The sequence below is a fragment of the Proteus sp. G2626 genome (genome assembly GCF_009915985.1).
In the GTDB taxonomy this organism is placed as follows: Bacteria; Pseudomonadota; Gammaproteobacteria; order Enterobacterales; family Enterobacteriaceae; genus Proteus; species Proteus vulgaris.
This window is the reverse complement of the sequence record NZ_JAABNH010000029.1, coordinates 1-14101: the sequence shown is the minus strand read 5'-3', so window position 1 is coordinate 14101 and position 14101 is coordinate 1. Positions and strand designations below refer to the sequence as shown.

Here is a 14101-nt window from a genome sequence, read left to right as displayed (position 1 = left end):
TTAAATATAAAGAGTTATATCAAATTAATTGAACATTTTTATCACAGTAATTCTTTTCTCAAAAAAATGACTCATGTTACTATCATTAACCTTACAAATGATTTGTTATGAGTATTATGGAAAACACCGCCCCACAAACATCACTTAGTAAAGGCCTTATTCTGCTCATGGCCGTTGCTACAGGCATGGTTGTCGCCAGTAACTACTACGCACAACCTCTACTTGATTCTATCGCAAATTATTTTCATATATCAGCGACATTAGCCGGATTTATTGTTACCACGGCGCAACTCAGTTATGCCGTAGGACTGATGCTATTGGTGCCTTTGGGAGATATTTTTGAACGCCGTTCACTCATTATTACCATGACATTAATTTCAGCCAGTGGGCTATTAATTACCGCTATGGCAACGAACATTTGGGTAATGTTAATTGGTACCGCGCTCTCTGGTATGTTCTCTGTAGTCGCCCAAATTCTAGTTCCTTTTGCAGCCACTCTCGCTGCACCACACCAACGAGGGAAAGCTGTTGGCACGATTATGAGTGGCCTTTTATTGGGTATTTTACTGGCTAGAACAGTGTCTGGGCTGATGGCATCATTTACAAATTGGCAAGGTATTTTTTGGGTTGCGAGTGTTTTTCTAACAATCTTAGCTATTACGTTATGGCGCTGTTTACCTACTTATAAAAGTCAAACAGACTTAAATTACGTTCAATTATTAGGTTCTATCTTCAAATTATTTGTTACAACCCCTGTACTTCGAACTCGTTCATTAATTGGTGCACTAATTTTTGCTCACTTTGGTTTATTGTGGACATCGATGGCCTTTTTGCTGGCATCAGATCCTTTTAACTACTCTGATGCAGTGATTGGATTGTTTGGTCTTGTGGGGGCCGCGGGTGCATTGATGGCGGGAAAAGCCGGTGTATTAGTTGATAAAGGAAAAGGTAAGAAAACCACCACAATAGGATTAGTTATTCTCCTTCTTTCTTGGGGTTTTATCATTATTGCACCTTATTATCACTGGGTTGGGCTCATCAGCTTTATTATTGGCGTTGTCCTGCTAGACTTAGCTGTTCAGGGAGTACATGTCACGAATCAAAGCACCATTTATCGTATTTTACCTGATGCGAGAAACCGTCTGACCGCAGCGTATATGACAAGCTATTTTATTGGCGGGGCATTAGGCTCTTTATTATCCGGTTATGCCTATCATCAATACGGATGGATGGGAGTTTCTATTGCTGGATTAGTTATTGCCGTTATAGGCCTTATTGTTTGGTTATTAGGTTATAGAAATGATCCAATCATCCATGCTGAATAATCTTTAGGCCCACGGAAGGGTTATATTATTCCTACAATCCCACTCTAATCAGAATAAAATGTGAATGTTTTAACAGCGTGATTACTATTGATGTATATCATCATCCCATTCTTTATTAAGAAAATTATATCAATCTTACCAATAAAGCACATTGGCGATAATTTAAAATCGTTATTATCATCATGGTAACCATTAGCAGTAAAAATAAATTTATTACGTGTTTTATCGTAAAAAACGATCCGTTTTTTCGCAAATAGACTACTATTCATTGTCAGATAAGTGATAAATTGATTTTACTAACTTATTGCAAAGAGATAAGTACCTATCCTTTTTTTTATGTTATCATTCAAAAAATTTATGAATCAGGTAACATAATCAAAAAAACATAGTGACTATAAATAATAAAAATTGCTAAATTGTGTGTTTAATATACCATTTAACATGTTGATAACAGCATTATCCTAATTTTCGAAACTAACAAGGTGTCTAAAAATGGAAAGCTCATTTACGCCAACAGAAGAATTACTAAACACTCGCGCTACACAACAGAAATCACTTAACAAAGATATTCCTTATCAAGAAATTTTGTTAACTCGCCTTTCTATGCATGTTCAAAGCAAACTTCTTGAAAGTCGTAATAATATGCTGAAGTCTCAAGGTATTAACGAGACATTATTTATGGCACTAATGATTTTAGATACGACAGAAAATCGAAGTATTCAACCTTCAGAGCTAAGTGCTGCGCTAGGTTCTTCAAGAACAAATGCAACACGTATTGCCGATGAACTTGAAAAACAAGGTTGGATTGAGCGTCGTGAAAGTCATAATGACCGTCGTTGTTTACATCTCCACTTAACTGATGCAGGTGAAGAGTTTTTAAATAGCTTATTACCGCCACAGCATCAATGTTTAAAACAAATCTGGTCTGTTTTAGATCAAGCAGAACAAAAACAACTTGAAGCGCTCATGCGTAAGTTGTTATTACAATTAGATACTTTGGCTGAGAACGGGTGTGAATAAGTAGTACAATAAATAGTTTTATTGATCTAATCCTATTTACGCCATAAAACGGCAAACATACTTACCCATTAGCATTTATAATTTACCTTCACGCTAATCATTATTCTAAGATTGACCTTATAATTATGTTTCCAGTTTCAATACTGGAAACATATCTAATGATGTTTTTCTGGTTTTATGGAGATCTTCTAAATGAGTGTTAATGAGGAAAATACCCCCCCTCAGGCTCCCATTCGCAATAAAAAACGAACTCGCCGAAATGTTCTACTGTTACTAACTATTCTATTTATTCTTGCTGGAGTGGCTTACACCGCTTATTGGTTTATGGTATTAAGGCATCATGAAACAACTGATAATGCTTATGTTACTGGCAATCAAATAATGGTAATGCCACAAATTTCTGGTTCAGTAACTACCGTTTATGTTGATAACACCGATTTTGTCAAAGCAGGCGAACCATTAGTTTTATTAGATTCAAGTGATGAAAAACTGGCATTGGAAAAAGCAAAAACAGCATTAGCTAACAGTGTTCGCCAAATGCATCAGCAAATCATTAATGGTCGTCAATTAAAAGCAAACATCGTTTTACGCGAAACCGAGCTCACTAAATTACAAAATGACCTTCGTCGCCGTGAAGTGTTGGGTGAACGTAATGTGATTGGTAAAGAAGAGCTTCAACACGCAAGAGAAGCGGTTTCCACGGCAAGAGCTGCATTAGAAGTTGCTAAAGAACAATACAATGCTAATCAAGCGATTATCTTGAATACGCCCATTGCACAACAACCCTCTGTTTTACAAGCATCAACCGATGTTCGTAATGCATGGCTCGCTTTAGAACGCACTAAAATTCTAAGCCCGACTGACGGATATGTTTCACGTCGTAGCGTGCAAGTTGGCGCACAAGTATCACCAGGTAAACCATTAATGGCGATTGTTCCCACTACAGGTATGTGGATTGATGCCAATTTTAAAGAAACCCAACTCGCCAATATGCGTATCGGCCAACCAGCAAAAATCACTACCGACTTTTATGGTAAAAAAGTGATTTATCATGGCACTGTATTAGGTTTAGATATGGGAACTGGAAGTGCTTTCTCATTATTACCTGCTCAAAATGCAAGTGGCAATTGGATAAAAGTCGTTCAACGCTTACCTGTTCGTATTTCATTAGATGAAAAAGAATTAGCAGAAAAACCACTACGTATTGGCCTTTCTTCTGAAGTAACCGTTGACACGATTAACCTCGATGGAAAAGTACTATCGCACAGCGAACGCCAAGTACCTGCTTATCATACTGATGCTCTAACGATTGATATGTCAGAAATAAATAAACTGATCAATGAAATTATTGAACAAAATGCAGGACAATAAAGGCGAGGTGTAAAGGTGATCAAAGAGCCATTACAAGGTGGAAAACTTGCCATAATGACCATCGCACTTGCGTTGGCAACTTTTATGCAAGTTCTCGATTCTACAATCGCTAACGTCGCTATTCCAACTATTGCAGGAAACCTCGGTGCATCTAACTCTCAGGGTACTTGGGTTATCACCTCTTTTGGTGTGGCAAATGCAATATCCATTCCAATTACAGGTTGGCTAGCAAAACGCTTCGGTGAAGTTCGACTCTTTATGTGGTCAACAGCGCTTTTTGCGTTAACGTCTTGGCTTTGTGGTATTTCACAAAGTCTTGAAATGCTTATTTTCTTCCGTGTACTTCAAGGATTAGTTGCCGGGCCACTGATCCCTTTATCACAAAGTTTATTATTGAATAACTATCCACCCGCTAAGCGAAATATGGCACTTGCGCTATGGTCTGTGACCATTGTTGTGGCTCCGATTTTAGGGCCTATTTTAGGTGGCTATATTAGCGATAACTATCATTGGGGATGGATATTCTTTATTAACGTTCCGTTTGGTGTGTTGATTATTATGTGTATCACAAACACCTTAGCTGGGCGAGAAACAAAAACTGAAATTAAGCCAATTGATACCATAGGCCTTGTTTTACTCGTTGTTGGCATAGGTGCTTTACAAATCATGCTCGATCAAGGTAAAGAGCTTGATTGGTTTAACTCAACAGAAATTATTGTGCTCACCATTGTGGCCGTGGTTGCGCTTAGCTTCTTAATTGTGTGGGAGCTTACAGATGATCATCCGGTGATAGATCTTTCACTCTTTAAAAGTCGGAACTTTACCATTGGGTGTGTCACACTCAGCCTCGCCTATATGATTTATTTTGGCACCATTGTTTTACTGCCACTGCTTTTACAAGAAGTCTTTGGTTATACAGCAACATGGGCAGGCTTAGCATCAGCATCTGTTGGTTTATTACCTTTAATTATCACACCGATTATAGGTAAATTTGGTGGTAAAGTAGATTTACGCTATATCATCAGTTTCAGTTTTATTATGTTTTCTGTGTGTTTTTATTGGCGAGCTTATACCTTCGAGCCAGGAATGGATTTTGCTACTGTAGCATGGCCACAATTCTGGCAAGGTTTAGCGGTTGCGTGTTTCTTTATGCCATTAACTACGATGACATTATCTGGATTACCGCCAGAAAAAATGGCATCAGCGTCAAGTCTTTCGAACTTCTTAAGAACATTGGCTGGGGCAATTGGTGCATCATTAACAACTACAATGTGGACACAAAGAGAATCACTTCACCATGAAACCTTGGTAGAAAAAATTAATCCATTTGATCCAGATTCACAAATGGCATTCCAACAAATGAATGATCTTGGTCTTTCAAATGAACAAGCATCCGCCTATTTAGCGAAAACCATTACAGAACAAGGATTAATTATTTCAGCCAATGAGATTTTCTGGTTAGCCGCAGGTATTTTCCTTGTCATGATGATCGTAGTTTGGTTTGCAAAACCCCCATTCTCGCCTGGGAAATAAGGCTATTACCGTACGGCCTTATAAATAAAAATCCCGCTTAAATCATCATGACTAAGCGGGATTTTTTATCATTTATTAAAATAATAAAGCGATTAGCCTTGGTGCTGGCGCCACCATTCTGCTAATAATACCCCTGAAGCAACAGAAACGTTTAAGCTCTCAACATGTCCTGTACCACCGATGTAAATGCTCATATCACCTTGATTTAGCGTACTTTCACTTAAGCCATCTTTTTCTTGGCCTAAGATAAGCACCATTTTCGCTGGCAATTGTGCTTTTGATAATGGCACACTCCCTTTATGGCTTGATGTTGCCACCAGCGTATAACCTGCTTTTTTAAATTTATCTAAGGTTTGTGCAAAATTATCAGCATCAATACCTTGGATATATTCAGCACCACCTTCTGCGGTTCGAACAGCCGCACCAGATTCTAATACCGCAGAATCAGGCGAGATGACCCCTTTCACACCAAAGTGTGCACAACTACGCATAATTGCACCTACGTTATGTGGATTGCCCACATCTTCCAGTGCTAACACACAATCACTCTCAGGCGCATCTTTTAGATAAGCTTCTGCATCATGACCCACACGTTTTTTAATTAAGAAGCACACACCACCATGGTGATCGGTACGAGCGGCTTTGACCATCTCTTCTTCTTCAACAACATGATAAGCTTTACGGTTTGCAGCCATCCATTTTAAGGCATCACGAAAACGTGGTGTAACATCTTGTAAAAACCAAGCACGTACAATCGCATCAGGACGATTTTTAAACATTGCTTGGCAAGCATTTTCACCATAAATACGCGTTTCTTCTAAGCGTTGGCGACGAAGCTGTTCAGGATCGATTTGGCTCTTACCTGTAATACCATCATGCTCTTTAATTGCTTCTTCACCAACAGGGCGAGAAACCGTTTTCCATGGAGAAAAACGTCCACCTTCGCTATCGCGAGAAGGTTTCGATTCGTTACGTGATGCGCCACGCCCTGAAGGCTTACCTGCACTGCGGTCATCACGACGAGAAAATTTGTTATCACCACGTCTATTATCACGATTTTTGTCGTCACGGTTATCACCGCGTCTGTTGTCACGGCTATCACCACGACCATTTTCAGGACGACGGGATGGTTTTTTAGGTTTATTATCGGCATTATCCTCACTACGGACATACATCACTTTTACTTTGCCGTTTTTACCTTCATAAGAATCGTTCATTTGTCTCTCCAACTGCAATAGGGGCGCAGATTACATGATAGTTTAGCAACTGTCACCGAGAGAATCACGCACAGGAATCGATAAACTAATCAGGAACAATTGATAATTTAATTCATATCATACTAAGCTGGTATATCAATATGATTTTTATCATAAAAATACATCGAATAGTTTGTTTGTTTTGAACATGATAATATTCGCTTCTTTTTTATGAGTATTGGTCAATCTGTTATGCGTGACAATGCAGTTTCTCGACTTCGTCAATATCGACTCTCAATTTCAACTCGCCCTTTTAAAGCACGAGGTTTTCGTACAAAACGTTGTACTTTTTGCTTACTGCCTGAAAAACAGTGTCTTTGTGACACAATCGTCGATCAATCAGCAAAAAGCCAATTTTGTTTACTGATGTATGATACAGAAGTGATGAAACCCAGCAATACAGGAAAGCTTATCGCTGATGTTTTGCCCAATACATTAGCATTTTTATGGTCTCGTACAGCGCCTGAACAAGCCTTATTAGAGGCAATAAATACCCCTGATAGACAAGCATATGTTGTATTTCCTGAAAGTTATGCGTCAAATGAACGTATTGTGTATAACCAACTCCCTGCAAATAGCAAACCACCTTTATTTATCCTCCTTGATGGCACTTGGAGTGAAGCTCGCAAAATGTTTCGTAAAAGCCCTTATCTCGATTCATTACCTCTCTTTTCTTTAAATGAAACAAGTAAATGTGAGTATGTACTTCGCCAGGCAGCAAGAGAAGATCAACATTGTACAGCAGAAGTAGCCGCTTCTATTTTAGAGAATGTCGGCGATATTCAAGCCTCACAACAACTTTTTTCTCATTTTAGTTACTTTCGTCAACAATATTTACTTGGAAAACCAGATCGACGTCAGGCAAAAGAAGAGTAAATCAGCTACATTGAATAGCAGTTGATAATGAAACTCTGGAGTGGATATGAGCCAACGAGGTCTTGAAGCACTATTACGTCCTAAATCTATTGCAGTCATTGGCGCCTCTGAAAAATTAGGTCGAGCAGGAACTACTATGATGAAAAACCTGCTCAGTGGTGGGTTTAACGGTCCCGTGTTTCCAATTAATCCTTCTCGTGGTTCTGTTTCTGGTGTTTTTACTTACCCGTCTATTGATAAGTTACCTCAAGTTCCTGATTTAGCCATTATCTGTACTCATCATCACCGTAATCTTGAATTGCTAAGGCAATTAGGTGAATCAGGTTGTAAGGCTGTTATTGTTCTTTCAGCTCAACCTAAACAGTTTCAGCCAATAACATCACTCTGCCAGCAATATCATATCCGTTTACTAGGCCCTAATAGCCTGGGCCTTTTAGCACCTTGGCAGGGACTAAATGCCAGTTTTTCACCTCTCCCTGTTAAAAAAGGAAAACTTGCTTTTATTTCACAATCAGCGGCTGTCGCCAATACGATTTTAGATTGGGCTTATTATCGCAATATTGGGTTTTCTTACTTTATTGCCTTAGGAGATAACCAAGATATACAAGTCGATGACTTACTAGATTTTCTAGCAAGAGACAGCAAAACTAGCGCTATTTTATTGCATTTAGAACATATTAAAGATGCTCGCCGTTTTATGTCTGCCTCTCGAAGTGCGTCACGTAATAAACCTATTTTGGTCATAAAAAGTGGTCGAACCCAAAAAGCTCAACTGCTATTGGGTGATACACCGAGTTATGACATTGCTTATGATGCAGCATTTCAACGCGCAGGCTTATTGCGCGTACAAGATACCCATGAAATGTTTTCCGCCGTTGAAACCTTAAGTTATATGACGCCCTTAAAAGGCGAAAAATTAATGATTATGAGCAATGGTTCTGCACCTGCGGCAATGGCGATAGATGAACTATTTTTGCATTCAGGAAAGCTGGCGCAACTTACCGATGAAACGACACAAAAGCTACAAAGTGTTATCCAAGCAGAAAATACCATCCGTAATCCACTAAATTTGGGTGATGATACAACGGTTGAGCGTTATATTGCGACGCTCAATTGCTTATTAGATAGCCATGATCATGATGCTTTATTACTTATTCATACCCCAAGTGCCATTGCACCGAGCATTGAAACCGCGCAACGTGTAATAGAGACCATAAATAAACACCCAAGACGTAAATGGCTTACAGTCTTCACTAACTGGGGCGGAGAATATTCATCTCAACAATCACGAAAACTATTTAGTGAAGCGGGTATTCCCACTTATCGTACTCCCGAAGGTGCCGTTACTGCATTTATGCATATGGTGGAATATCGTCGAAATCAAAAACAGTTAAAAGAAACACCCGCATTGCCTTTAGATGTCAAAATGAATACACAACAAGCACATCGTTGCATTGAAAAGGCATTACAGAATAAGCAATATCGATTAGATACACACCAAGTTCAGCCTATTATGGAAGCTTATGGTTTCAATACACTCCCTACTTGGATTGCTCATAATGCACAAGAAGCGGTGAGTATAGCTGAAAAAATTGGCTATCCTGTTGCACTAAAATTGCGTTCCCCTGATATTCCTCATAAATCTGAAGTTCAAGGTGTCATGCTTTATCTGCGTGATAGCTCTGAAGTATCATCTGCGGCCCATGCTATTATCGAACGAGTCTCAGAACTCTACCCTCAGGCTCAAATTCAGGGTTTATTAGTGCAAAGTATGGCAAATCGAGCCGGCTCTCAAGAACTGCGAGTGGCTATAGAGCAAGATCCGATTTTTGGTCCGTTAATTTTATTAGGTGAGGGAGGCGTTGAGTGGCAAATTGAAACTAAGGCTGCTGTTGCTTTACCACCGCTGAATATGGCTCTTGCCCGTTATTTAGTGATTAATGCGATTAAAAGTGGAAAAATACAGCCAAGAAGCGCTTTACAGCCTCTAAATATTTTAAGTTTAAGTCATTTTTTAGTGCAGGTTTCTCATCTACTTTTAGATTGCCCACAAATTGTTAGGTTAGATATTCACCCACTACTAGCTTCTGGTAATGATTTTACATTATTAGATGTCGCAATGGAGCTAGCACCACTACAAGGTGATCCACATCAAAGGCTCTCAATCCGTCCTTATCCCAATGAATTAGAAGAAACATTTTTCCTAAGAGACAGCAATCCTTGTTTTATTCGCCCTATTTTGCCTGAAGACGAACCGCTACTAAAAACCTTTATTAACCAAGTGACAAAAGAAGATCTTTATTATCGTTATTTTAGTGAGATCAGCGAGTTTACTCATGACGATCTCGCAAATATGACTCAAATTGATTACGATCGAGAAATGGCATTTGTCGCTATCCGAAATCCAGAAAAAAATCCGGAAATCATTGGGGTAGCCCGCGCAATGGCAGATCCAGATAATCAACATGCTGAATTTGCTATCCTTGTGCGATCTGATTTAAAAGGGAATACTCTAGGTCATCAACTTATGACTAAACTTATCAACTATACTAGAGAGCATGGTATTAAACGTTTAACCGCCATAACCATGCCTGAAAATCGTAACATGATAAGTTTAGCGAAGAAGTTAGGGTTTTCAGTAGAAGTGCAGTTTGATGAAGGAATAGTGAATCTTGACTTACTTCTTGATGCCCCAAAAAATGTGTAAGCACTATCATCATAAGGGAAAGTTTTGTTGTGTGATTATTCACACATCCTTTGATAAATTAGCTATATAAGATGATTTTATGCGTACATCCCATATAACTAATGTTATGATCAGAAGATCGGTTAAAGAAAATCCACATGGACGATGGCTCCATCTGCCATCATAAACAAGAGAACTAAGCACTGTGATGTTGTCTAAACTAAAACTTGCTAAGCATCAACAACACCTTGCACAACTGCCTAAATTAGCTCAGTCAGTTGCTGATGTTGAAACGCTTTATCAGACGTCCGCGTTTCGCAGCACCTTATTGAAATATATTGCTCAAGCAAAAAAAGAGATCTTTATTACTGCTCTTTATTTAGAGCACGATGAGGCTGGTGAAGAGATCCTTGATGCGCTTTACACCGCAAAACAACAACGTCCTGAATTATCCATTACCGTTATTGTTGACTGGCACCGTGCTCAACGTGGGCGTATTGGTGCCTCTGCTGATGCGACAAATGCAGATTGGTATTACCATGTTGCACAGCAACACCCTGGTATAGAGCTCCCTATTTATGGGATCCCTGTTAATACCCGTGAAGCGCTAGGTGTGTTACACCTTAAAGGCTTTATCTTTGATGATACGGTTATTTATAGTGGTGCAAGTATTAATAATGTGTATTTGCATAAGCTAGATAAATATCGCTATGACCGATATCACATTATTCAAAATAGTGAATTAGCGACCACAATGAAACAATTTATTGTGAGTGATCTTCTGCAATCTGAAGCTATTCAACGTCTTGATATTAAAGATAGAGTTCGTTGTGCTGAAATAAAAAATTGCATACGCCAATTTCGTTTTAATTTACGCACACGTGATGGCTATGATATTAAAGCCAATGCTTCTAATCATGAATTAGCAGTAACGCCTTTAGTAGGTTTAGGTAAGAAAAATATCTTAAATAAGACCATTTCTCACCTAATGGCTTCTACAGAAGAAAAATTAGTTATTTGCACACCTTATTTTAATTTACCTGCGATCCTTGTTCGTCAAATCAGCCATTTATTAAGAAATGGCAAACAAGTCGAAATTATTATTGGTGATAAAACGGCAAATGACTTTTATATCCCACCTGAAGAGCCGTTTAAAATTATTGGTGCCCTGCCTTATCTCTATGAGATCAATCTACGTAAATTTACCCAGCGTTTCCAACGGTTTATTGATAATGACCAATTAACAGTAAGACTCTGGAAAGACAGTGATAATACCTATCACTTAAAAGGTGTGTGGGTTGATGATAATTGGCAATTGATTACAGGTAATAATCTTAACCCACGGGCATGGGGATTAGATTTAGAAAATGCGATATTAATTCATGATCCTAAACATGAATTACATGAGCAACGGCATAAAGAGCTAGCCTATATTCGCCAAAAAACACGTATTATAAAACATTACCAAGAGCTAGAAAGTATTAAACTTTACCCACTTAAAGTGAAAAAATTGATCAAACGGTTACGACGTATTCGTGTTGATAGATTAATTAGCCGTATACTTTAACACTAACACTTCCTCCCCCCGAAGCCTTGCTTAATATTAGTAAGGCTTTTTTGTATCAATAATCATCTTCTATACTCTATGTATCTTATTTAAGAACATCAATTGTCCGTAATAAGGCTTTTATTTTATGAAACTAAAGCTCAAATATAGTTCTGCTATTATTTTATTATCAATAATAGCTTTAACAGGTTGTCGATCATTTCATTTTGCTAATGACAATTGGAAAGGCAAAGATAAAGCTCAGCATTTCTTATTTTCTATGGTGACATCAGCGGGTGCGAATGCTTATGCAGAACATCAAAATTATGGCCATAAAGAAGGTGTATTAATAGGTCTATCGTTTTCGATTAGTTTGGGAGTAGCAAAAGAGCTTTATGATAGTAGACCCGAAGGAACAGGTTGGAGTTGGCATGATTTTGCTTATGATGTTGCTGGCGCGACGGCAGGCTCATTACTTTATCAACAATTAAAGTAACTTTGTAACTTTTATTTAAAAACCTTAAACGCAAAAAAGCCAACCCAGTGGGTTGGCTTTCTCGTCTTATTTAATGCCTGGCAGTTCCCTACTCTCACATGGGGAGACCCCACACTACCATCGGCGCTACAACGTTTCACTTCTGAGTTCGGCATGGGATCAGGTGGGACCGCTGCGCTATGGCCGCCAAGCAAATTCGGTTTTATTACCCGCTTCTTTCCTTTCGGTTAGTCGCCAGTAATATCAATCTTAAACAAGCCTACTTTATCTACTCTTCGTCTCTCAGATAAAACACCTTCGGTGTTGTCAGGTTAAGCCTCACGGTTCATTAGTACTGGTTAGCTCAACGTATCGCTACGCTTACACACCCAGCCTATCAACGTCTTAGTCTTAAACGTTCCTTTAGGTCACTCAAGGTGACAGGGAAGACTCATCTCGAGGCAAGTTTCCCGCTTAGATGCTTTCAGCGGTTATCTCTTCCGCACTTAGCTACCGGGCAATGCCATTGGCATGACAACCCGAACACCAGTGGTGCGTTCACTCCGGTCCTCTCGTACTAGGAGCAACCCCTCTCAATCTTCCAACGCCCACGGCAGATAGGGACCGAACTGTCTCACGACGTTCTAAACCCAGCTCGCGTACCACTTTAAATGGCGAACAGCCATACCCTTGGGACCTACTTCAGCCCCAGGATGTGATGAGCCGACATCGAGGTGCCAAACACCGCCGTCGATATGAACTCTTGGGCGGTATCAGCCTGTTATCCCCGGAGTACCTTTTATCCGTTGAGCGATGGCCCTTCCATTCAGAACCACCGGATCACTAAGACCTACTTTCGTACCTGCTCGAGCCGTCACTCTCACAGTCAAGCTGGCTTATGCCTTTGCACTAACCGCATGATGTCCGACCATGCTTAGCCAACCTTCGTGCTCCTCCGTTACTCTTTAGGAGGAGACCGCCCCAGTCAAACTACCCACCAGACACGGTCCCCGATCCAGATTATGGACCTAGGTTAGAACATCAAACGTTAAAGGGTGGTATTTCAAGGTTGACTCCATGCAGACTGGCGTCCACACTTCATAGTCTCCCACCTATCCTACACATCAAGGCTCAATGTTCAGTGTCAAGCTATAGTAAAGGTTCACGGGGTCTTTCCGTCTTGCCGCGGGTACACTGCATCTTCACAGCGAGTTCAATTTCACTGAGTCTCGGGTGGAGACAGCCTGGCCATCATTACGCCATTCGTGCAGGTCGGAACTTACCCGACAAGGAATTTCGCTACCTTAGGACCGTTATAGTTACGGCCGCCGTTTACTGGGGCTTCGATCAAGAGCTTCTCCCTAAGGATAACCCCATCAATTAACCTTCCAGCACCGGGCAGGCGTCACACCGTATACGTCCACTTTCGTGTTTGCACAGTGCTGTGTTTTTAATAAACAGTTGCAGCCAGCTGGTATCTTCGACTGGCTTCGGCTCCGTCCGCAAGGGACTTCACTTACCGCCAGCGTGCCTTCTCCCGAAGTTACGGCACCATTTTGCCTAGTTCCTTCACCCGAGTTCTCTCAAGCGCCTGAGTATTCTCTACCTGACCACCTGTGTCGGTTTGGGGTACGATTGTTGGTAACCTGAAGCTTAGAGGCTTTTCCTGGAAGCAGGGCATCAATTGCTTCACCACCTTAGTGGCTCGTCATCACACCTCAGCATTAAGTGACCGGATTTGCCTAATCACTCTGCCTACATGCTTGAACCGGGACGACCGTCGCCCGGACAACCTAGCCTTCTCCGTTCCCCCATCGCAGTTACCACCAGTACGGGAATATTAACCCGTTTCCCATCGACTACGCTTTTCAGCCTCGCCTTAGGGGTCGACTCACCCTGCCCCGATTAACGTTGGACAGGAACCCTTGGTCTTCCGGCGTGCGGGTTTTTCACCCGCATTATCGTTACTTATGTCAGCATTCGCACTTCTGATACCTCCAGCATACCTCACAG

Annotated in this window: 9 protein-coding genes and 2 rRNA genes; 8 read left to right on the top strand and 3 right to left on the bottom strand. The window is 40.3% G+C overall.

Annotated features, from left to right (window positions below):
- Positions 1 to 116 precede the first annotated feature (116 nt).
- From GWJ05_RS16335 to emrB, 4 genes are all read left to right on the top strand, one after another.
- Entirely contained in the window at positions 117 to 1325 is a 1209-nt protein-coding gene (locus GWJ05_RS16335) for an MFS transporter (RefSeq protein WP_036938616.1), read from the top strand.
- A 492-nt stretch (positions 1326 to 1817) separates the two neighbouring features.
- Positions 1818 to 2345, top strand: a complete 528-nt coding sequence (gene mprA, locus GWJ05_RS16330) for a transcriptional repressor MprA (protein WP_087802748.1) — start codon at positions 1818 to 1820, stop codon at positions 2343 to 2345.
- A 192-nt stretch (positions 2346 to 2537) separates the two neighbouring features.
- Positions 2538 to 3716, top strand: a complete 1179-nt coding sequence (gene emrA / locus GWJ05_RS16325) for a multidrug efflux MFS transporter periplasmic adaptor subunit EmrA (RefSeq protein WP_036938621.1) — start codon at positions 2538 to 2540, stop codon at positions 3714 to 3716.
- Between the two features lie 15 nt (positions 3717 to 3731).
- Positions 3732 to 5249: a multidrug efflux MFS transporter permease subunit EmrB gene (gene emrB / locus GWJ05_RS16320; RefSeq protein ID WP_036938624.1), complete on the top strand. Its 1518-nt coding sequence runs from the start codon at positions 3732 to 3734 to the stop codon at positions 5247 to 5249.
- A 92-nt stretch (positions 5250 to 5341) separates the two neighbouring features.
- On the opposite strand, the gene GWJ05_RS16315 is transcribed toward emrB, so the two are convergent.
- Positions 5342 to 6466: a tRNA/rRNA methyltransferase gene (locus GWJ05_RS16315; RefSeq protein WP_036938628.1), complete on the bottom strand. Its 1125-nt coding sequence runs from the start codon at positions 6464 to 6466 to the stop codon at positions 5342 to 5344.
- A 231-nt stretch (positions 6467 to 6697) separates the two neighbouring features.
- On the opposite strand from GWJ05_RS16315, the gene GWJ05_RS16310 reads away from it, so the two are divergent.
- The 4 genes from GWJ05_RS16310 to GWJ05_RS16295 all read left to right on the top strand — a co-directional run bounded on the left by GWJ05_RS16310 (position 6698) and on the right by GWJ05_RS16295 (position 12109).
- Positions 6698 to 7381 (top strand): tRNA-uridine aminocarboxypropyltransferase, encoded by a 684-nt coding sequence (locus GWJ05_RS16310; protein WP_036939097.1) that lies wholly within the window; start codon positions 6698 to 6700, stop codon positions 7379 to 7381.
- Positions 7382 to 7427: 46 nt separating this feature from the next.
- Positions 7428 to 10088, top strand: a complete 2661-nt coding sequence (locus tag GWJ05_RS16305) for a bifunctional acetate--CoA ligase family protein/GNAT family N-acetyltransferase (RefSeq protein WP_036938631.1) — start codon at positions 7428 to 7430, stop codon at positions 10086 to 10088.
- Positions 10089 to 10275: 187 nt separating this feature from the next.
- Positions 10276 to 11634 carry a CDP-diacylglycerol--serine O-phosphatidyltransferase gene (gene pssA, locus GWJ05_RS16300; protein ID WP_161681558.1) on the top strand — a complete coding sequence of 453 codons (1359 nt, stop codon included), beginning with the start codon at positions 10276 to 10278 and terminating at the stop codon, positions 11632 to 11634.
- Positions 11635 to 11761: 127 nt separating this feature from the next.
- The gene (locus tag GWJ05_RS16295) at positions 11762 to 12109 is read left to right on the top strand and encodes a YfiM family lipoprotein (RefSeq protein WP_036938637.1); all 348 of its coding nucleotides are present in this window, start codon (positions 11762 to 11764) and stop codon (positions 12107 to 12109) included.
- 75 nt (positions 12110 to 12184) lie between these two features.
- On the opposite strand, the gene rrf is transcribed toward GWJ05_RS16295, so the two are convergent.
- A 5S ribosomal RNA gene (gene rrf, locus GWJ05_RS16290) occupies positions 12185 to 12300 on the bottom strand.
- Positions 12301 to 12416: 116 nt separating this feature from the next.
- A 23S ribosomal RNA gene (locus GWJ05_RS16285) occupies positions 12417 to 14101 on the bottom strand; the annotation flags it as partial.